General features: G+C 45.7%; 17 protein-coding genes. 3 read left to right on the forward strand and 14 right to left on the reverse strand.

Going from position 1 to position 22,498, the window contains the following annotated elements:
* Positions 1–217: 217 nt before the first annotated feature.
* The 13 genes from ONB37_13930 to ONB37_13990 all read right to left on the reverse strand — a co-directional run bounded on the left by ONB37_13930 (position 218) and on the right by ONB37_13990 (position 15,944).
* Positions 218–1,825: a Gfo/Idh/MocA family oxidoreductase gene (locus tag ONB37_13930; protein ID MDZ7401256.1), complete on the reverse strand. Its 1,608-nt coding sequence runs from the start codon at positions 1,823–1,825 to the stop codon at positions 218–220.
* Between the two features lie 630 nt (positions 1,826–2,455).
* Entirely contained in the window at positions 2,456–4,372 is a 1,917-nt protein-coding gene (gene dnaK, locus ONB37_13935) for a molecular chaperone DnaK (GenBank protein ID MDZ7401257.1), read from the reverse strand.
* Between the two features lie 204 nt (positions 4,373–4,576).
* Entirely contained in the window at positions 4,577–4,888 is a 312-nt protein-coding gene (locus tag ONB37_13940; protein ID MDZ7401258.1) for a zinc ribbon domain-containing protein, read from the reverse strand.
* Between the two features lie 229 nt (positions 4,889–5,117).
* Positions 5,118–6,683 carry a DegQ family serine endoprotease gene (locus tag ONB37_13945; GenBank protein MDZ7401259.1) on the reverse strand — a complete coding sequence of 522 codons (1,566 nt, stop codon included), beginning with the start codon at positions 6,681–6,683 and terminating at the stop codon, positions 5,118–5,120.
* Positions 6,684–6,938: 255 nt separating this feature from the next.
* Positions 6,939–8,072 carry a molecular chaperone DnaJ gene (gene dnaJ, locus ONB37_13950; GenBank protein ID MDZ7401260.1) on the reverse strand — a complete coding sequence of 378 codons (1,134 nt, stop codon included), beginning with the start codon at positions 8,070–8,072 and terminating at the stop codon, positions 6,939–6,941.
* 2 nt (positions 8,073–8,074) lie between these two features.
* Positions 8,075–8,671 (reverse strand): nucleotide exchange factor GrpE, encoded by a 597-nt coding sequence (locus ONB37_13955; protein MDZ7401261.1) that lies wholly within the window; start codon positions 8,669–8,671, stop codon positions 8,075–8,077.
* A gap of 16 nt (positions 8,672–8,687) precedes the next feature.
* Complete coding sequence (locus ONB37_13960; protein MDZ7401262.1) at positions 8,688–9,122, reverse strand: Hsp20/alpha crystallin family protein; 435 nt, start codon at positions 9,120–9,122, stop codon at positions 8,688–8,690.
* A gap of 661 nt (positions 9,123–9,783) precedes the next feature.
* Entirely contained in the window at positions 9,784–11,277 is a 1,494-nt protein-coding gene (locus ONB37_13965; protein MDZ7401263.1) for a Do family serine endopeptidase, read from the reverse strand.
* A gap of 169 nt (positions 11,278–11,446) precedes the next feature.
* Entirely contained in the window at positions 11,447–12,142 is a 696-nt protein-coding gene (locus ONB37_13970; protein MDZ7401264.1) for a zinc metallopeptidase, read from the reverse strand.
* 114 nt (positions 12,143–12,256) lie between these two features.
* Complete coding sequence (locus ONB37_13975; protein MDZ7401265.1) at positions 12,257–12,454, reverse strand: hypothetical protein; 198 nt, start codon at positions 12,452–12,454, stop codon at positions 12,257–12,259.
* A gap of 4 nt (positions 12,455–12,458) precedes the next feature.
* Positions 12,459–13,373: an ATP-binding protein gene (locus ONB37_13980; GenBank protein ID MDZ7401266.1), complete on the reverse strand. Its 915-nt coding sequence runs from the start codon at positions 13,371–13,373 to the stop codon at positions 12,459–12,461.
* Between the two features lie 14 nt (positions 13,374–13,387).
* On the reverse strand, positions 13,388–14,821 hold the full coding sequence (locus ONB37_13985; GenBank protein ID MDZ7401267.1) for a 4Fe-4S binding protein: 1,434 nt from the start codon (positions 14,819–14,821) through the stop codon (positions 13,388–13,390).
* 208 nt (positions 14,822–15,029) lie between these two features.
* Positions 15,030–15,944: a DUF362 domain-containing protein gene (locus ONB37_13990; GenBank protein MDZ7401268.1), complete on the reverse strand. Its 915-nt coding sequence runs from the start codon at positions 15,942–15,944 to the stop codon at positions 15,030–15,032.
* A gap of 616 nt (positions 15,945–16,560) precedes the next feature.
* On the opposite strand from ONB37_13990, the gene fusA reads away from it, so the two are divergent.
* The 3 genes from fusA to ONB37_14005 all read left to right on the forward strand — a co-directional run bounded on the left by fusA (position 16,561) and on the right by ONB37_14005 (position 20,577).
* Entirely contained in the window at positions 16,561–18,654 is a 2,094-nt protein-coding gene (gene fusA / locus ONB37_13995) for an elongation factor G (GenBank protein MDZ7401269.1), read from the forward strand.
* 410 nt (positions 18,655–19,064) lie between these two features.
* Entirely contained in the window at positions 19,065–20,177 is a 1,113-nt protein-coding gene (locus ONB37_14000; protein MDZ7401270.1) for a S1 family peptidase, read from the forward strand.
* A 169-nt stretch (positions 20,178–20,346) separates the two neighbouring features.
* The gene (locus ONB37_14005; GenBank protein ID MDZ7401271.1) at positions 20,347–20,577 is read left to right on the forward strand and encodes a hypothetical protein; all 231 of its coding nucleotides are present in this window, start codon (positions 20,347–20,349) and stop codon (positions 20,575–20,577) included.
* A 370-nt stretch (positions 20,578–20,947) separates the two neighbouring features.
* Here the strand turns inward: ONB37_14005 and ONB37_14010 are convergent, their stop codons facing one another.
* The gene (locus ONB37_14010) at positions 20,948–22,498 is read right to left on the reverse strand and encodes a fused MFS/spermidine synthase (GenBank protein MDZ7401272.1); all 1,551 of its coding nucleotides are present in this window, start codon (positions 22,496–22,498) and stop codon (positions 20,948–20,950) included.

Consider the following 22,498-nt stretch of genomic DNA (forward strand, 5'->3'; position numbering starts at 1 on the left):
TTACCTCTCTTTTTGGTTTATCCGTTCGATCGACATCTTCAAATGATTTATTGAAAAAATCCGAAGCTTTCGACAATAAGAATTTCCACAAGCTTTACAATCGATATTCTTCTCGCAAACAACATGTTGTTTTGAGCGAATTCAGCCGCCAATAAACATCACTCTGGTCAATTCTGAGCACCTTCCCAAAATTTTTCACAGCGAAAATCGTCTACGACTATATGATTCTCTTTTGCACTGGATCCCACTCTACCCTGCGCTGTTCAAGATAAGAGCGTGTTGCCATGTGACAGGCGATAGTCACTTCGAAGCCCTTATCGATATCACAACTTGGTTGATTGCCACTGCGAATACATTCCAACCATTCTTTTAGGTGCAGATGCGAAACGTCCATCGGCTTGCCGTTACGATAAGTATAGGTAAGGCCGCGATCCAGGTAGAATTTTTCGCTGGCAGAGGTAATAGGATCGATGGATTTCAGACCCGGTCGATAGGCGAACAATGGAAGGGATGGATCAAGTATGCCTTGGCGGATTTTCTCAATATAACGAGTGCTTTCGCGATCGGCCATGACGGTTAGGCTTGCTCCCAGCTCCATTGAACCATCGTGCCCCATGAATATACGACCACGATTTACGCTGCTGGCTAGCGAGGCACTGTAAATCATGGTTAACTGTTTTTCTGGGAACTCGAAGACTGCATGAAACACATCTGGGATTTCCCGATTGTCCTTGTAGAAATAAATTCCTCCTGAGGCCATACAATATTTGGGAATCCCGGTGCCGAGGATTTGATTCACTGCATCGATTTCATGAGAGAGCAATTGGCCAGATAGTCCAGTGCCATAAGCCCACCATTTGGTCCAATTATAGAATCGATCGATATTGAACGGGACTTTAGGACTGGGTCCCAACCATTGATCCCAATCGATGCTTTGAGGATCACCAGGTTTGGGATTGCCGTTGGCATCCAAGTGACGGATCCAGGCGCCATCTGGAGTATTGCGATTGGTGGTAGTTTCCACAAGAGTAATTTTACCGAGAATATTTTTTGCAACAATTTCCCGAGCTTTAGCAAACGCCTCACTTTGATGATATTGATGGCCCAATTGAAATATGATACCGTTGCGGCGCTGGCTTGCCTTGACCGCTGCCACAACGTTATGGAGCTCGTCCTCGGTCCGCGTGAGACATTTTTCGCAATAGATGTGCTTTCCGGCATTGGCAGCATCAATGGTCATTTGTGCATGATGAAAATCAGGCGTGGCAATGATCACCGCATCGATCTCATCGCTGGAAAGCAATTCTTGATACGTCCAGAATCGTTTTGGACGCGGCAACGAGCCTGAGACGCTGTTGCGCACTGCACTATTAGGGACAAGCGCTAGCCCTCGTTCAGCGCGCAGATCAAACACATCGCAAATGCCAGTAATGACCACATACAATGGCTCTTGAAGCTCCCAGTCCTGCCAGGTCCGATTCAATCTGTTTTGTTCCGCCTGCTGCCTTACTGAGGCGATCCATTCGGGATGCGCGAATCCTAACGCCCGAGCAAGCTGCTCCCCCCGCGTTCCGAAACCAATGATGCCAATTCGTATCAGCTCAATCCCTGCTCCGGACTCCGATCGAACAGAGGTCACAGATCCCGCGCCGCTCTCAGAAAATTCCTCCAATAATTGTCGTTTCCGTGAACGATCATAAAAGATTTTCTTCACCCACGCAAAGATAAAACCGATCAGCACGGGAATCCCAGCCAGCGCTTTTAACCACTCGCGTCGGGTTATTCCCAGCCGATCCAATGCCGATTTGCTGATCTTTTGCTCCATGCTTCATTCTGATTTTTTAATATACTCAAGTCTTACTGCAAAACCCAGCTTCTCCTAGCTCATTTCCATGTTCACTCGGGACAAGACTTATTAGTCCCTGAACGAAAACCATTACATTTGAATTAGAAAAGTCATTCCGAACGAAGTGAGGAATCTGGTGACAATTGCATTGTTAGACTTACAGATTTCTCTCCGCCAACTGGCGGGTCAATTAACAATAAGCGGAGTTTTCGTTTTAGCACTAATTAAAAATCTCGAGCCTCGCTCATGGTGCTTTGAAACTTCGGCAGCAAAATTTGCTTTCATTGAATACCTAAAAAACAAAACCGCTTTTTTTTGAAATCAATGCAATCTACGCGTCAAAGATAGACAAATAAGTTATTCATGTCAAGTTTTTTTTGCAATCATTTCGCAAATTGATCATTGAATCGGCTGAAGAATTCAACTAAAAGTTCCTTGGTAATTATAATTTAGGAGATGATGAAAGAACAGTTTTCAAAATTGCCCTGATCGGACCATTGACCAAGCAATAAATCAGAACGTCGATTAGGCCATCTTCAAAATAAAAAAGCGAGGTAAAATTTTACCTCGCCTTTCAATCAGGTTTACACATCGAAGCAGAACCGGACCTTATTTCTTCTCGTCATCAACTACCTCATAATCTGCTTCTTCGACATCTTTGTCACTTTTCGAACCTTGGCTTGCACCGTACTGAGCACCACTCTGCTGAGCGCCAGCACCGCTGCCAGCTTGTTGCTGATAGAGCTTGGCTGAAACCTCGTTCCAAATCTGGTTCAATGCTTCCATACTGGATTTGATCTCGTTGGTATTATCCGACTTGATCGCTTCTCTGACGCGACCGACCGCAGCTTCGAGTTTGGATTTCGAGCTGCTATCGATTTTATCGCCAAGTTCCCTCAAATTTTTCTCAGTTTGATAGGCGATCTGGTCCGCTTGGTTCTTTAGATCAGCCAACTCGCGTTTCTTTCGATCTTCAGCCGCATGAGCCTTGGCGTCAGCAACCATTTTCTCAATCTCTTCTTTGGTCAGTCCGGTCGAAGCCTCAATTCGAATCGATTGTTCTCGACCAGTGGCTTTATCCTTAGCAGAAACGTTCAAGATGCCGTTGGCGTCGATATCGAACGTAACTTCGATTTGCGGAACGCCTCGCGGGGCAGGTGGAATACCGTCCAGATGGAATCGACCCAGCGTTCGGTTATCCGCCGCCATTTCGCGTTCACCTTGCAACACATGGATTTCCACTGAAGGCTGATTGTCTGTCGCCGTAGAGAAGATTTCCGACTTCCTGGTCGGGATTGTGGTGTTCTTCTCGATCAACTTGGTAAACACACCACCTAGGGTCTCAATTCCCAAAGATAGCGGCGTGACATCCAACAGCAGCACATCAGTGACGTCGCCAGCCAGCACTCCGCCTTGAATAGCAGCACCGATTGCTACCACTTCATCAGGATTGACTCCCTTATGCGGTTCTTTCTTGAATATTTCTCGGACGATCTCCTGGACGCGAGGCATTCGGGTCGCACCACCGACTAACACCACCTCATCGATATCGCGTTCCGTCAAGCCAGCATCCTTGAGCGCAATCTCACATGGCCCTCGCAGCTTTTGGAATAGATCATCACACAGTTGCTCGAACTTCGCACGAGTTAGTGTCATGCTCAAGTGTTTCGGGCCAGTATTCGTAGCTGTGATAAACGGCAAATTGATATCGGTCTGCGTAACCGTTGATAATTCACATTTCGCCTTTTCTGCTGCTTCCTTTAATCGTTGCAACGCCATTGGATCTTTAGAGAGATCGACACCTTCTTGTTTTAAAAATTCATCCACCATCCAGTCGATGATCCGCTGATCGAAATCGTCACCACCGAGATGGGTATCACCATTGGTCGATTTCACTTCAAATACACCATCACCGATCTCCAGAATTGAAATATCGAACGTTCCTCCACCCAGATCGAACACCGCAATTTTTTCATCCTTCTTTTTATCTAAACCGTACGCCAAGGATGCAGCTGTTGGTTCATTGATGATGCGCCGAACATTTAACCCTGCGATCTCCCCCGCTTCCTTCGTCGCCTGGCGTTGGCTATCATTAAAATAAGCTGGGACAGTAATAACCGCCTCTGTGACTTTCTGTCCAAGATAATCTTCCGCCGTTTGCTTCATCTTCTGCAAGATCATGGCGGAAATTTCTTGAGGCGAATATTCCTTATCACCAATCCTGACTCGTGCCACATCATTTTTGCCGCGAACCACTTCATACGGAACTTCCTCAATCTCGCGTTTCACCTCATCATATCGGCGTCCCATAAACCGCTTGATCGAATAAATGGTGTTTTTAGGATTGGTAACCGCCTGTCGTTTGGCGATCTGCCCAACCAGTCGTTCGCCATCCTTAGTAAAAGCAACGACCGAAGGTGTGGTACGGCCGCCTTCCGAGTTCGGAATAACGACTGGCTCCCCACCTTCCATGACCGCCACACAAGAATTCGTCGTTCCAAGATCAATGCCAATTATTTTGCCCATGAACTGCCTCCTCATTGTTTTCAATTTATATCACAAAATCTTTCCGATTTTCTCTAAACTATTCTTAATTCACCTTGCAGCTAATTTTTGCAAATACCATGCCATGAAAAAATAAAAAAGGCAAACTTACAATAAGCGATATTTCATGCACTTATAAGTTTGCCCAGCAAGGGATGGCAAAGTGGCCAAGACGGCACTTTGCCATCATTCTGCCTTTTTGGCAGCTTTTTCTGACATTGTTTTACTACCAAAGGCATCATCTGTTTTCGAGGAGCTGGTTGACTCAGAGGAAAAACTTCTTCCTTCTTCCTTTTGTTTTTCGCTTTTATAGCTCGGACTTCGATAATCCGTGATGTAAAAACCGCTCCCTTTAAACAGAAAACCGTTGCCAGGACCTATTAATCGCTGCACCTGACCATTGCATTTAGGACAATTCGTCAATGGACGAGCAGTGATCGATTGGAAATGCTCAAAATGATATCCACATACCTCACATTGATAATCGTACGTCGGCATCGCTACAACTCCACTTCGTTATCATCCTACCTTTTACCCAATCAGAAACGCTTTAACCAGCTAATGGAAATTTGCCAACCGAACAAACCCAGCAAAAATTTCATGATTGTTTTGTCGAGATTGAGAAGCAATTTTTTCACGGAGCGTTCGATTGGCAAATTCGCTTTTAAAGTTTTTTTTCTGTTTTTTCTAAAAAGTATAGCTTGTTACTCAGATAACTCGTCGAGGGTTATCGAGGAACTCGAATCGTGACATAAAAATGGTTTACAGTTCCTCGAATCACCCTTTTGAGTCTCATAAACACCACATCTCCGGGCTTTAATTCATCGATGATCGATTCATATTCTCTGACATTGGTCACCGGCTGACGATTCACCGAGATGATTAAATCTCCTACCCGAATACCTTTACGAGATGCCGCGCTACCTTGATCGACGCCAACTACAATAACACCCTCTTCATCGTCCTCGAATCCGTATTGACGCGCACGTTCTCTGGTGAGATTCGCCACTCGGATCCCCAGTTTCTCAGTCTCTCTGGCTGACATTTGAGCAGGCGGACGGTCATCCGGTCGTTCGGTCAATGTCACTGTAATCTCTTTGATCTTTCCATCGCGAACGATTTTCAGCCTTACCTTATCCCCAGGATTTCGTTCCGCTATCCTCAAGCGAAAATCATTATCATCGACAACTTTGCGACCGTCAACTTCCAGCACGACATCTTGTTCTTTCAAACCTGCTTTATCGGCCGGTGTCCCTTTTTCAACACTGGCAATCAGAGCGCCTTGCGAATTTTCCAGCCCGAGCGCCTGAACCATTTCTTCGTCTATGGCTTGGGGTGTCACTCCAAGATATCCGCGGACCACATACCCTTTATCAATTAAAATTTCCATGACGCGCCGCGCCATGTTGATCGGAATGGCGAATCCAATGCCATTAAAACCTCCAGACTGAGAGACAATGGCTGTATTAATTCCGATGAGCTCCCCTCTCAAATTCACTAACGCTCCACCACTATTACCAGGATTGATGGCAGCGGTGGTCTGGATAAAATCTTCATAAGACGCAATACCAATGTTGGATCGTCCTTTTGCACTAATAATCCCTTCCGTCACTGTCTGTTGCAACTGTTGGCTGAACGGATTGCCGATTGCCATAACAATTTGTCCGACCCTTATTTTATCAGAATCACCCATTCGGGCAAAAGGCAAATTTTTAGCGTCTATTTTCACCACTGCGACGTCCGTTTTCTCATCGCGTCCAACGAGTTTAGCGACATAATCTTTTTTATCCGCCGTGATGACACGGATTTCATCAGCTTCTTGCACGACATGATTGTTGGTCAGAATATACCCGTCTGAGCTGACAATTACCCCAGATCCTAAACCTTCCTGCCGGAATTCCCGTTCCCCACTATCATCGCGCCTTCGCCGTTGGTCGGGTTCTCCAAAAAAATTAAAAAATTCATCCCAAGGGTTAAAAAACTGTCGATAACGGATAATTTTAGCACTGGTAATGGTCACCACCCACGGTTTGACATTTTCAGCCACTTGAATATATGCTTGCTCAAGCTGAACCAGCGCATCGCTGCTGGATAGCTGTGGATCAGCAGGCATTATGCTCGCTGGGGAGTCCGCAGCTCGGTAATCAGCCTGGATACTCTTTGTCGCTGCTGGTTCGTTTGAAGCAAATCCATTGAAGATGAAATTAAAATTTGCTGAAATAATAAGGCCAGCAATTACACCGAGAATGCCGACCAATACCAGCAAGGCGATATTTCGGTTTGACATTGCCATCTCGTTTTCCTCCTAATGAAAATCTATTGATCGTCTTTGGTTGCTAATTTAACGATTCAAAGACAATTTTGTTGCGTTCTTGAACTTTTCTCAAAAAGCGCTGAAGCCGATCATCGCTCCATGCATAGCTTATCAGGTGTTTTAATCCCACAAAGAAGCAACCTGCATATTAATCGCTCAATTAAACCTGAAATGATCTAACCGCATTGGGTCATTGATTAGACCATTTTCTCCTATTACTTATTCCAGAAACTCTCAATAGAACCGACCATTGTTTTCAAATTGCTCGACGATTTTCCGTTCCTCCTCGGTCAAATTCGCCCGTCTGATGACCCGGATTGTGACGTATTGATCGCCAGTTCCTGTCTTGCTCTTGACTCCCAATCCTTTCAGCCGAAATGTTTTGCCGTCCTTGGTTCCAGGTGGGATTTTCAAATCGACTTTTTGATTATAGACTGTCTTCACGCGAATTTTGGTGCCTTTAATCGCCTGAATGATATCTAATGGCACTTCACAATAAATATCGTTTCCCTCTCGCCTAAAGAAACGATGAGGAGCTATATGCAGGGTGATGTAAATATCGCCTCGCGGCCCATCTTTGATCCCTGCAGCACCCTGGCCTTTCAGTTTCAGCCTTGTTCCCTCGGCAATTCCTGGCGGAATCGTAATCGACAGATTTTTGTTTGTTCGAACCACCCCAGTGCCAGCGCACACAGGGCAAGATCGTTCGATGATCGTACCCCGTCCGAAACAGCGAGGACAGGTTCGGTTAACAGCAAAAAAGCCCTGGGAGAACGAGATCGTTCCGCGACCATGGCAATCGGGGCAGGTCTTTGGTTTGCTCCCTTTTGCAGCCCCAGTCCCATCACAGCTTTGACACGGCTCCTCCAGGGCAACATTGATCACCTGCTTCCCGCCATTGATGGCAAGCTCAAACGGAATGGTTAAATCGTGGTATAAGGTTTCGCCCTTCTCGCTCCTCCCAGCTTGGCTTTTGCGAAACCGATCACCGAAATCAAAGAAATCACCGAAAATATCCCCCAATCCACCAAATCCAAACAGATCTTCGAACGAAAAAGTCCCCGAACGTCCTTGGTGAGAAGCACCAGGACGCCAAAATTGACTAAAGTCGAAGCCGCCGAAGCCTTCGGTCGAACCTCCAGCAAATGCGCCATATTTGCGCATTTGATCGTATTGTTTCCGTTTGGCCGGGTCCCGGAGCACATTGTAGGCCTCGGAAATTTCCTTAAATTTTGCCTCGGCTGATTTATCCCCCCGATTCTTGTCTGGGTGATATTTCTTGGCAAGCTCGCGATACACCCGCTTGATCTCTTCATCCGAGGCATTTTCGCTTACTCCTAATATGTCGTAATAATCTCGCTTGGGCATCGTTAGTTCTCAGCTACCTTCTCCACTTTAATCACTTTCACCTGGGCTGGACGCAACAACCGATCGTGAAATTGATATCCAGAGCGCCATTCCTCTGCAACAATTGCATCACCATCGTGGTGATTATCTTCGCTCATTATTGCCTCATGGAGCTCCGGATCAAATTTTTGTCCCTTCGCATGGATGCGCCTCAGCCCATGTCCTGTCAAGATGTCCATCATCTTCTGATATATTAATTTCAACCCATTGAAAAATTCACTCTGATTATTATTGGAATCGACATGACTCAGCATTCGTTCGAAATCGTCAATTACAGGCAGCAGCGAACCCACCAATTCACTTTTAAACAAGTTCGAAAGTTCCAAACGCTCTTTCTCAACTCGCTTCTTATAGTTCATAAATTCGGCTTGCAACCGCTGCAATTGCTCCACATAATTATTCTTCTCTGGAGACTCCTTCGCAGCGTTTTTCTGCGCCTGCGGTTCGGCCGACTCTATCTTTTTCTCATCCGCCACCTCTTGAGCATTCTTGCTACCGTCTGCCGTTTCATCGGTGATTTTTATCTCGAATTCTTGGTCATGTTCTTTTTTCTCTACCATCCATCAACTCCATCAATTAATTGACCTCAATTTTTATCTCCTGAGCGCCAGATTTCCTCTGCCGTGGTAAAGTGACCTCAAGCAACCCATTCTCATATTTCGCGGTGATCTTCTCTTTGTTCACCTCCTCTGGAATATGGATCGACCGACGGAATGGGCCATAATAGCACTCGGAGCGAAGATGCTGCTTCAGATCATGCAATGGCTTCCGCTCACCACTGATCCGTAAGTTGTTCTCATTCATACTGATTTTGATTTCATCGCGTTTTACCCCAGGAATCTCTGCGATGACAATGTAGGCATCATCCGTTTCCACCAAATCAACTGCCGGTTGCCAGTAGCCAGATTCCCACTCCGGTTCATTTCGCAAAAAATCTTTGACCACCCGATGCACTTCTTTTCTCAAATTTCTCAGATCATGCCATGGATAGAAAAACATTCCTCGGTACATAGCTGCCTCCTCTAGATTGATTTTTTATTTTCGATTTTTTCCTATTTAATTACAAACACTGTGCCACATGCCTCGGTCTGTTTAACGTCCTGTTTTTCTTTAAAGACAGCGAATTCATTTATCGATGTATCATCCACACAAACCCTGTCAAATTGGCAGACCAACTTGAATAATTGTTCCTATTAAAGTGCTCAGCAAACTCCAAATGCTGGTCAATTTCAGCAAATAAGTAAAGCTTATCATTTCGACGAGAATTTTGGCATGGATCAATCTGGTCGATCAAACGATTGCATGAAATAGGCAGATTCCTCACTGTTCGTGATTTTGACTCAGGAACGGTTCGGTTGAGAAGCTGGCAAAATTTTCGCTTTGAAGGAAATTGGAAAAAAAGGAAACTTTTCTCAGCCTAAAATGTACGAGTTAATCCCTCTGACCATTTGCAGGATTCAAGATTTTATAAGCAATAGAATTTAGCTTTTTGAAATTGAACATTCGATCGAACGAGCATAAAATTTTAAAGGCGAGGCTGCTGGCGAGAATTTTTATGGAAACGGCTCACGAATCCCAATTGAAACGACTTCCAGATTAAAGGGGGTATATCATGCTGGTGCTGCCGAAAACGGTGACAATCTCAGTGAGCCGTTTGAATAGAATGGGCACCTCATAATACCTCAACAAAACAATGAAAGCAATTTTCGCCCCTTCTCATTTTAAAAATATGCACTTTTCCTTGATCCAGTTGGCTAATAAGATTTTCAAACTCTGCTGCAGAAGCAACCTTTCGGCTATCGATTTCCAGAATTATATCGTTTGGTTGAATGCCAGCATCATGCCCAGGGCTGAATTGCTGAACCGAGACCACCAAAACCCCCTCTCCCATTTTCAAGTTCATTTGCTCGGCTAACCGACTGGTGATGGTTTCAACCTCCAAACCCAAGTTGCGGAACTTTCGCGCCGGTTTCGGAAAACTGATGGGAGTTCGAGATCCAGTTCGCTCTGCCAGGGTGACCGGAATCTTTAACACTCGATCACCTCGTAATAAAGTGAGCGAGACGACCTCTCCAGGTCGCTTCTGAGCAATAATGCTTTGAACAATGTTGCCTTTATTGACCACTTGATGGTCGATTTTTACAAGAATATCCTTTTCTTGGATTCCAGCTCGTTCGGCTGGGCTTTCCTCAGCCACATGATCGATAAAGATGCCAAACGGATATTTTAATCCCATTGCGCGAGCGATCTTTTCGTTGACGTCCTGCATCGAAATACCAAGATAGCTTCGAATCACATAGCCATGCTGAATCAGTTTTTTCATGATTTCTTGGGCTAAATTGATCGGAATTGCAAATCCGTAGCCTTGGTTGTACCCCGACTGGGTGGCAATGGCTGTATTAATGCCAATAACTTCGCCGCGAAGATTCACTAGTGGACCGCCGCTGTTGCCAGGATTAATAGGAGCGTCGGTCTGAATGAAATTCTCGACGCCAAAACTATCCGAAATGATATTGATATCTCTTCCCAGGGCACTGACAATGCCGGCTGTTACGGTAGAACGAAGCTCGAGCGGATTGCCAATGGCCAATACCCATTCTCCGATCTCCACTGAATCGGAATTGCCAAACTGAGCCACGGGCAAATGATCCGCAGCGATCTTGATAACGGCTAATTCAGTCAAAGGATCTGCTCCGACAAGGTTAGCCTCAAAACTACGATCATCTGCCAAGGTAACAGTAATCCGTTCGGCTTTTTCTACTACATGCATATTGGTCAAAATGTAACCATCTGATGTCACAATTATACCAGAGCCACTCCCTTTCTGACGAAATTCTTTGGGCAAGGGAATATGGAGATAACGATCCTCGAAAAATTCTTTCAGTTCGATGTTGCCAAATTGTTCGTTCCAGAGTTCATTGGCATAAACCGTCATCACGCTATTGATTGCAACAACAGTCGGAATGACTTTCTTGGCGATTTTTGTAAATGATTGTGGGAATGTCTGCTCGTCGCTCTGGTCGGACCGGAATGGAAGCAGCGATCCTGAAGGTGGGGTTTTAGCCATGATAAAAAAGCATGGCGCTGCTACGATGAGCAGCGCCACACAGCTCACGAGGATTATGCCATAGCGAATCTTCAGATTTCGAGTTTTGCTGCAAGCCATGGTGTGATTATCCTTCTCGAATGAGCTTTATAATTCTGATCGATTACAAAGCCATGTTCAGATAAGCTGGAATAAACAGTCAGCTAACTGAAGGTCAGACATCATCGATACGTTTCCTTATTCTGGGGTCAAATAGAATCGATTATCAAACTCTGGAACTGGAGTTCCACTATTCATCGCTGGAATTTCTCAGGATCAATAATCGGACCAGATGCATCAGAGCCACTGCAGTGGCGGCAACATAGGTTAATGCAGCGGCAGAGAGGACCTTCCGCGCGCCCCCAATTTCGTCTCTCGAAAGATAATTGCCAGATTCCAACAGGGTCAATGCGCGTCTGCTGGCGTTGAATTCCACTGGCAAAGTGATGACCTGAAAAATCACTGCGCCCAAAAATAGCCAGATCCCGATGTCCATCATTGTTCCAGAGCGAAAGAAGAAACCAGCGATGAACAATGGGAAAGCCAGTTGCGATCCCAAATTGGCTACAGGAAAAATCCCATTTCTGATGTGCAAAGGGGCATAACCATGATGGTGCTGCAACGCATGACCAGCCTCATGGGCAGCGACACCTAAAGCCGCAACTGAGGAGGAACGGTAGATTTCACTCGACAAGCGCAGCTTCTTTGCCTTTGGGTCATAATGATCGGTCAAAGTCCCGGGCGTCTCCTCAACCTCGACATCGGCAACACGGTTAAAACTCAAAATATCTCGAGCTACCTGCGCGCCTGTGATCCCGCGCCGAGAATGAACTTGATGGTACTTGGCAAATGTGCTTTTGACTCGCATCTGAGCCCAAAGCGTGATCGCACCGCCCACCACGATCAAAATAAATTCTAACGGTGAAAATAAACCAAATATCGGCATGGTAATGACCTCCTAACTCATTTTCAAATTTTGGTGTCAATCACGTGTATGAAATTTCCATATTCGTAGTTATCAAAAATAACGCTGACTTATAATAACTTGAACATCAAGTGCTCAACGCAAATTCGAGGCAACAGCTTCAATAATCCTCTTGATCCGCTGTTGCAAGACTTCTGCAGATTTTGGAGCCATAAGGGCGACGGCCAATCCGATCAATAATAGACCAGGAATCAATGGAAAAACCAGCCCGAGCACCCCTACACTGAGGAGGATAATAACATAGAACTTTTTCTCCTCTTGAAATCTTTTCATCTCTTCATACAGCGAGTTTTTGCGTCTTATAGTTGCCATGATCGCTTTGCTTGATGTATTTGACTAAAATGAGTCGATTACCTGATTTTTCATCACTCAGATACTCTATTTCATCTACCGAGCGGCGAATAATATGCAACCCAAACCCCCCAGTCCGCCGCTCTTTCACCGCTTGCTCCACATCATAGGGTCGATTGGGATCAAATTTAAAGCTTTCTCCCCAATCCTGAATTACCACCACCAATCGCTGATCATCATAGCCAGCATAGACATCAATCCAGTTATCTGGGTAAGAAAAATACGCATGCTCAACGACATTAAGGCACGCTTCATAGATAGTGACTTTAATTTTTCCGCGCTCTCGCAAATCAAAACCGGCCCGTTCTGCCTTATCCAGTACAAAATTGCAGATATCATAGAGCCGTTCTGCTTGGCTCGGCACGCGAATTCGATCTTTAGCAATGGCTATTAACCGCTGAACCCTATCGGAGTTGGAATCAGATCGCTGCGCAGGTTCGTCCTTCTGTTTCTCAATAACAGTGACCTGCTCATCAATCGTGTGATTGCTTATATCAAACCGCGCAGCGGCAACAAAAGTTTCACCGAACTCCTCAAGCGCTTCCTGTTCTGAGCAGCCGATCGATAAGTAAGTGCGAGGCGAAAAAGTCACCAGATTGTTGCGCGCTGCTGGTTTCAAATTGATCAATTTGATATCTCCTCCCATCCTTCGCGCCTGGGAAGTCATAGAAATCAACGTGACGATAAACCGCGCTGGTGGCAAATTGATTTTTTCAAGATCCAATATGAGGTTAAACTGATTTTCTTTGAAGTATCGTTGTAATAACCGTTCAAACTCGGGCAATCGTCCGGGCAATTCTGCCCCAGCTTCCAAAGCGACATGTAGAGGTTCTGATTCCATAACTTTTTACTCGTTCAAAATTCAGCCTCCTGTCCCCACCGCTGTTGATGGGCATTCGTTAGAAACAATCCTCCAGGACCAGGAACCGGACATTTGGTCACGCAGATCCCACAGCCAATACACAATTTTTCATCCACGTAGGGAAATTTCACCACAGCAACTGTGCCGTCAGGCCGACGCGCCTCACGAATGTCGAATTTGATAGCTTTATCTGGCAAAGGACAATGCTCTTCGCATACCAAACAATCCTCGCCTCGATACCACGGGATGCAGCGGCTTTTGTCGAAATAGGCCGTCCCCATGCGTAACTGTTGCTTTTGTGACAGCTCGAGCGGATGGATGGCGCCAGTCGGACAAACTTTGCCGCACAGATTGCAATTATATTCGCAATAACCATGCCGGGCATTGACCAGTGGTGTCCACAGGCCTTCCCAACCAGATTCCAATAGACCAGGCTGCAGGCATGCCCCGGTAGTCGAACAGATTTTTACACACTCTTGACATCTCACACATCGATTTAAAAATTCTGGCTCAGGTAGAGCACCAGGAGGCCGAACTACCTGCCCAGTAGCTATTGGATTTTTGAAACCTGTTTTGATCAAGCCAAGAGCAATTAGCCCACTCGCAGATGAATACACAAATCGGCGGCGCGAAATATCGATGCGTTGCGGGGCGAATTTGGGCCTGAGCTGATAACTGATTGCACTGGTGGGACAAACTGCCACACAGCTCATACATTCAATGCATTCTGATCGCGCATGGCTCCGATAATCGGCATTGATGGCGTCCATTTTACAAATGCGTTGACATTTGCCACAATCGATACATTTATCTGAAGCCACAGCAATACCCTGAGTGAATCGTAATGTCGCGAATGATCCAAATAACGCCCCCAACGGACAGAGATAGCGACACCAAAATCGTCGAGCGAGTAAGCCTAATAATAAGATTCCTATAAAAATTACCGCAAAGGTCATGCTTTGCTGAAAAAATATCGGGTTGATGGGAAGGATGCGCTGACGGAATAAATCATAAAGCGAAAACAATTGATCCTGGAGAATACCGACCGACAGCAGCAACTTGAGCCCAGATTCAAGCAAAAAGGCAATCAATGGATACACCGCAGCAGTCATGCTTCTGGTGATGATCACAATCGGATCGAAAAACCAGATAACCTGGGTCGAAAATAACGCTGCGATTAAAATCACAATTAAGATCGAATACTTCCAAGCGCGAAGCGGACGGATGGTATTGGGCTTTCCCCTCAAGAACTTTTGATGGAGACGATCGCTCAAGTCAATGACCGTGCCAAGCGGGCAAATCCAGCCGCAAAAATACCTTCCGATCAACAGCGACAACCCCAATATGACCAATCCAACAATTAAAGTCGATATCAATATCTTTGTAGCTAAAAATGTCGCGATGCCAATCAGCGGACTGGATCTCAAAAAGAGATCTGCATTGATCCAGCTTTCATATGGATATGCAGCGTAAAGAAATAAATAGATGAAAAATGTCAAAAAAAATAGCTGAGAAATTCTCCGCGCGGTAAGCATTAGCACTCCACCGAATTACGATTAGAAGCTGTTAGCGATGAGACAAATTAGGCACAATTTCACGATTGAAGGTACAGACTTATCTGATGCACTTTCGAGGTTAAGCTTTTAGATCGATCTTTTCGATTTTCATTTGATTAAAGTCGAAGCTTCCCAGCCCTCGTTTTTGAGCCTCCACCAAAAAGCTGAGCTCGGTTGGCCGCAATCCAAACAGGGTGGCAGCATAAGCGTCTGCAGCCACTGGGTCGATGCTCGCAATGATGGTTTTTGTCTCTTTCACATCATTGAGATTACCGCCCTGAGGGCCATTGTTCACCAAAATGCGAACTGCATCAATAATCGTCAATTGCGGCCGAATAACCGTATTGAGATCAACGATCTTTTGATCGAAATGGTTATGGATTTGCCCGCGATTACCGCCGATGATGCCCATGGTATTTTTGAGCCCCAGTGTAAGGCGCGATAATGAGTGATGTTTTGCGATCGGGACGTTGATATAGACATCGGCTTCCAGCGCGTCAGCATAGAACGGCCACGATTTAAGCTGCTGGCCATTTGGAATTGCAGCGGTTTTAAACTTTTGCTCATAGATATGACTCACCTCGGCGCCTGCCTGCCGCGCCAACTGTTCGATCTGGCTGCGATGGTAGCAACGTCGCGGCTCATTGCAAGTCCGATCGAAAACCTTGACTTTGCTTGCCCCAGCGTGGAGACACAATCGCACGATCTCTGCCACTACCTCGGGATTGGTCGTAGCTGCTTGTTCTGGCACCCGATCCCAGCCGATATTTGGTTTCACAACCACCACATCCCCTCGTTTTACAAATCGCCCAATACCACCCAGGGCTTCAATTGCTTTTTGTACCATGGCCGCTGGTAAACCATTTTGGACCACTGCCAATCTCGCATGGCTTTCAAGCTGGTCATAACTTCCGAACAAAGCACCATTGGAAATTCCCCCCGCAACGGCCGCTCCAGAAGCTGCCGCTATTCTTAAAAACTCTCGCCGATTCATTGCTTTCATTGAAAATCTCCATTCAGTTTTGATGCTTTCATTCTTTTTCTTCAAAGCTTATCGCTTAAAACTTGATGAACGAATCATAATTTAGTCATATGTTAGCTGTTGTCTGATTATATACAAAAAAAATTCCCAATAATCAAGCGAAAATTTCTGGCTGAGTGACGCATGAAAAGTTTTGCTGAATGAATTTATATGCAACTGTCTAACCCTATGAATGCTCAATCACCTACTCTCGAGTTTACTCAGGAAAATTTTTCATTCGATGAATCCTTTTTTGATCCCAAGAATCTAATCCTTTTGACGAAATTTTTTTGTAATCTTTGGAACAAATGACCGATAACTACATTTAACTGCAATTTAAAATCCAGTAACGACTAAAATATATTTCTCTAACTGTTGACCTGCCGCTCAACTAATCAAATCAATCAAAATCAATTGAGGCTTTCTGAGCGAGGGTATCTGAGCTGAATCGCCATGTGTCAGATCCAGCTTTGGCCAAGGTTTTTCGCAGTTATGAGATCAAATATCTGAAGCGATTACTGGTAGCATTAAGCGTTTTTATAGTTAAATCAGCTTTTGAATCCATATTTTTTTAGGAGAAAGAAAAGACGTGTCAAGTTTATTACCATTAAGTAAGGTCCGCAATATTGGGATCATGGCGCATATAGACGCTGGAAAAACAACCACAACTGAACGAATTTTGTATTATTCTGGCAGAATCCATCGACTGGGGGAAGTCCATGATGGCAGTGCGACGATGGATTGGATGGAGCAAGAGAAGGAGCGCGGCATTACAATTACCGCTGCAGCCACGACAACCAAATGGAACGGCCATGAGATTAACATCATTGATACGCCAGGCCATGTCGACTTCACCGCTGAAGTGGAGCGAAGCCTCCGCGTGCTGGATGGCGCGATCGCGCTGTTCTGTGCCGTCGGCGGTGTGCAGCCCCAATCAGAAACGGTTTGGCGACAGTCCGAAAAATATAATATTCCGAAAATAGCTTTTATCAACAAAATGGATCGCGTTGGGGCAGACTATTTCACTGTCGTAAAAGAAATTGAGCAAACGCTCAATGCCAATGTTGTTCCAATAGCTATTCCAATTGGTCAGGAAGATCAGTTTGTTGGAATCATCGATTTGGTCGAAATGAAAGCCATTTATTATGATGACCAAAATTATGGGCTCACCTATACTGAGACTGAAATTCCATCGGACCTAAAGCCGCTGGCAGAAAAATATCGAAACAATCTGATCGAAAAGATAGCAGAACAGGATGAAGAACTTTTCGAGCTATATGTCTCTGGTAAAGACATAACAGAGCAGCAGATTCGAGCAGGAATTCGAAAGGCAACGATCAACCTTGAAATCGTTCCTGTGATGTGCGGCTCCGCATACAAAAACAAGGGCATCCGTCGTCTGCTGGATGCGATTGTTTACTATTTGCCATCGCCAGAAGATCGGCCCCCAGTAATTGGGATAGCAAAACAAGGAGATACTGTGCCCCAACGGCTGCCTTCAGACGATGAGCCCTTCTCAGCGCTGGTATTTAAAATTATGACCGATAAGCATCGCGGAAAATTATCCTATATCCGCGTCTATTCAGGCTCGGTGAAGGCCGGTGAGTTCGTATACAATTCTACGCAAAAGCGCCGACAGCGAATTGGCCGGATTTATCAGGTCCACGCGAACAAAATTGAGGAGCGTGAGGCAATTTATTGCGGTGAAATTGGCGCGGTTATTGGATTGAACGAAACGATGACGGGTGACACCATCTGTCACGAGGAATTTCCGATTGTCTTAGAGGCGATCGAGTTCCCGACCCCTGTGGTGTCCGTTGCCGTTGAACCGAGCAGCCGTCAGGATCGGGATAAATTGGGGATAAGCTTACAGAAATTGGCTGATGAGGATCCGACGTTCAACGTCCGGGTTGATCGCGAGACAGGAGAAACCGTCATTTCAGGCATGGGAGAATTGCACTTAGAAATTTTGTTGGACAGACTGAAACGAGAGTTTAATGTCGAAACGAAAATCGGCACCCCTCAGGTCGCTTATCGGGAGACCATTTATCGCAGCGTAACTGAAACCACCAAATATGTGAAACAGACGGGTGGTCATGGCCAATATGCCCATGTGGTGATCGAATTAGAGCCGCTTCCTCCTGGCAAGGGATTTGAATTCATCAACAAAATCGTCGGCGGCGTGATTCCCAAAGAATATATCCCTGCGGTCGAACGCGGGATCATCGACGCCATGGAGAAAGGGCCCTATGCTGGCTTCCCAGTGGTCAATGTTCGCTGCACGTTATTGGACGGCTCGTATCATGAAGTGGATTCCTCAGAAATGGCATTCCGTACGGCAGCGGCCATTGCCTTCAAATCGGCCTTTCAAAAAGCAGGCCCAAAGCTGCTGGAGCCGATCATGGCGGTCGAAATTACCACGCCAGAAGATCATCTGGGTGTCATCACTGGAAGCATTGCCACCAAGCGCGGCAAGATTTTGAGCATGGACATTAAAAATGGAACGCGGATTGTTAAAGCGCAGGTCCCTTTGGCAGAAATGTTCGGTTATACCAACGAGCTCCGCAACATCACTTCAGGTCGCGCCAGTGCTACTATGCACTTTAACCATTACGAAGTCGTTCCATTCACCATTGCTGAAGAGATCGTTCAAAAGCGAAAAAATGGGAAGAACGGCAAATAGAGATTATGCCTTTGGGGAAAGGGCATCTGTTTGGTAAAATACTGGATTCTAATCCAATGATGCCATCCCCCGATTGCAGAAATCTTGACATTACCCATTGGATAGGATAAGCGCGAGAAAAGCTTCGCGGCAGCTAACAGGCTTCCAGTGTAACAACTCAATTTGAGTTGATAATTTTGCACAAGAAGCTATTATAAATCCTTAAAGCGATAATTTCAAAATCGAAAATGATACGAGGCCAATATTTCATCTTTGAATGGAATATTGGCCTTTTTTATGCAAATCATTTATTGTCACCCCAAATTTTCTCTTGACATTGACCGAAAAATGTTATATAATAGCGTAAATTTTATGCAATGTCCCTTCCATTCAGGTTACATTCACCAATCACTTTTTCAACAGGAGGATTTATGAACCGAGCCCCAAAATTATTAGCGGTCCTCTCCGTTGTTCTTGCGCTGGCTTCTTTCGCGATCTGGATGAGTTGCGAGAAAACGACACAATCCCCGGTAGAGCCGACTGTGCAAGAGCCGATCCAGCTAAACAAAGCACACCCTCAAATTCAGGCGACTATGGCTATACAAGAAGCCCATACACCTGATTTGATGTCCAATCCCGAAGTCGTCGGAACCGCTGTCACTCTTACCGCTGATGGCAAACCAGCGATCATGGTGATGACCAAGACCGATAAATTAAAGCTTGGGAAAGATATACCAGAATATATTGATGGCGTCCCTGTGGTCATCGAAGTCACTGGTGTGATCCGACCCATGAAAGTTCCCAGCGGAGGAGTAAGCCATACTGCGAAGCAGACCCCACCGATTCAATTGGGGACCTCCGGCGGTTGGAGATACGATTTGGCCAATGGCTATTGCTGCGGCGGGACGCTGGGATCATTGATCACCAAAGGCGGAAAGAAATATATCCTCAGCAATTATCACGTGTTTGAATCCGATATCGTCCTCGGTGGCAACAATCGAGTCGCTCAGACCGGCGATCCGATCATTCAACCAGGCTTGATCGATGTTAGTTGTAATGCGGCCAATGCGCAGGATGTTGCCACACTGGTGAAATCGAGCAGCTTGCCTAATTCTAATGTCGACGCTTCCATTGCTGAAATTATCCCTGGCATGGTGCGTGAAGATGGCGCTATTCTTGAAATCGGAACAATTTCTTCGCAGACCGTGGCTGCTGCAATCAATCAAAAAGTCAAAAAAAGCGGACGGACTACTGGTTTGACCCGAAGCACCATCTCTGGGCTGAACGCCACGGTGAGCGTTGCTTATGATAATGAATGCGCTGGTGGTGCGGCATTCACAAAAACCTTTACTGGACAGATTGTTGTCAGCAACCGTGCCAGCAAGTTCCTCGCAAGTGGCGACTCGGGATCGTTGATGGTCGAGGACGTCAGCACCAATCCGCGTGCTATTGGACTGCTTTTTGCAGGCAGCAGTTCAACCGCCATTGCCAATCCGATCGACCAGGTGTTATCGTTCTTCGGCGCTACCATGGTTGGAAATTAAGAGTCAATATTAATTATTTAAACCGCAAAAACGTCCACTGGAGGAAAAGTGGACGTTTTTGCATTATTGCCGATTAGGAATTATGGATGGCTCTATCATTAAATATTTTCTGTTGGCAATGTTGGTCATTTTGATTGCCACATGTCAGAAAAACAAATCGGAGATCACCATGGATCAGCAAGAATTTCAGCAGGTCAAAGCCGTGATGGATTCACATGTTGATTCATTAATGGCTATTGAGGGTGTGGTGGGCGTTGCGATTGGAGCAATGGAGAATAATCGCTTATGCATTAAAGTCATGATCAAAACTGACGATCCGAATTTGCGTCAAAAAATTCCTAAGAACCTGGATGAGGTTCCAGTCGTCGTTGAGGTCACTGGGGAGATCAGAGCTTTCTAATTTGAATGTGACTATCAATCGAATCTGAATCCCTTTTGCTCGATGTTTTCACTTACCAAAGCAGTCATTGAAGCATAATCCAGAAATGACCGCCGCATGACCGATTTTCATCTGAAGTTCGATTATTTCCGAATCGCCTCTCCCTCAGATTGCCAATCGTCTGATCCGAATAATCAAGAAGTAATATAAAAATTTTACCCTCCAAATTGCAGGCCGATCGAGAAAATCCGATTTTTAAATTTTGGGTTCTTTGATTTCGTCAAGATGCCGAAAAGATATTGATTTGTAATGCAAGGAATTTCTTGGATATTGGGCAAAATTTTGATTCCTGATTGGCAATCGCCCATTGCTCAACTGCCAGATGCCCCTTTCACCATCCCACACCCATAGCGCCAAAAAAACGGTGCAACTCCTGGCGTTCTCGGAAATTGATCTCCTCGGACCAAATATCAGTGGGATTGTTGTTATCGGTGAGAATCGGAGCCTCGGTAGCTTTTGGAACGAAGCGATTGTCCCAAGCGTGGTTTCGCTGCACCACCTTCCAATGTTCATACGGATCGACATTGACGTAATCGGCTGGTTTGCCGAGCAACTCTTCGGGAAATTCCAGAGTTCGGTTCGCCGCAACAACAATGACATTCCCCAGAACATTGGGCGGCTCGTGCAATGGCAGGGCAAAAACTTCACTAAAAACCGATTTCAAAGTAGCGGCAACAGCCTTTACCAATTGGCTCTCCCATCCGATGCTTTGCACATTGATGGCAAAGACTCCATCTGGTTGAAGGTGCTGCTGGATAAGCTCGAAAAATTGCTTTGTGATCAGATGAAACGGGATCGAGCCGCTGCCAAACGCATCCATGATGATTAGATCGTACTTCTCTTCTGTCGAACGAAGAAATTGACGGCCATCCGCATGAAAGACTCGACAATCCTCACTGCGAAATCCAAAATATTTTTTCGCGATTTGGGTGACTACTGGATCAATTTCGACGGCATCCACTTTCCAGCCAGCCGCGGAGTATGAGTTGGCGATTGAGCCGCCCCCCAATCCGATGAGCAACATGCTGCCCGCACGATCGAAAAAATTCCGGTTGAGGTCCATCACTACAACGTATCCATGCTGTGGCTCAAAAAAAAGCGCAGGATTAACGATGGAATGAATCGCTCCATCAATTAGGAGGTACCGGCTTTCATTCTTATCTATCACCCGAATTTCACCATACGCGCTCTGTTCAATGCAGAGCAATCCCTGCTCTGGTTGCGGCTTCTCAGCAAAGGTTTTCCAGGAGATGAAGGTCAAGGAGATAAGGACAAAGATTTCTGCAATAAAAGGGAGTTTTGATTTTTTGCCCAAGAGCATCAAGAGCGCCGCCGTCAATAGCAGTATAAAACCGATGAATAACGTCAATCGCTGGATGCCGAAATTTGGAATGAGCCAGAACCCGGTCAATAGTGCCGCGATGACACTGGCGAGAGTTGAAATGGCATAAAGATTTCCAGCGCTCCGCCCCACCTCGTTCAGGTGGGCGGTTTTGAGTTTGATGGCATATGGGCTGATCATCGCTAATAATGTGAGGGGTGGGAAAAACAGAATTGCCGCAGCGACCAGCACCGATAGACGCAATCCTAACGGCTCAATTAGCGATAGCATGACCTTTTTGATCAATGGGATGATCAGTAGCCAGAGACCCGCACCTGCAAGCAACAGGCTCAGTCGTTCAATTTTGGCGCCTTGGTCTGCCCACCAACCTCCAATGAAATAACCAACGCTCAAAGCGGCTAATGTCACGGTAATTAGTGCCGACCAGAGAAAGATGCTGACCCCATAGAAAGGACCCAAAATACGAGTTCCGAGAATTTCCAACGCCAAAACTGATGCACCAGAGATGGCAACGACCAGGTAAAGATAGTTTCGGTTCAT

The sequence above is a fragment of the candidate division KSB1 bacterium genome, assembly GCA_034506395.1.
GTDB lineage: Bacteria > Zhuqueibacterota > Zhuqueibacteria > Thermofontimicrobiales > Thermofontimicrobiaceae > Thermofontimicrobium.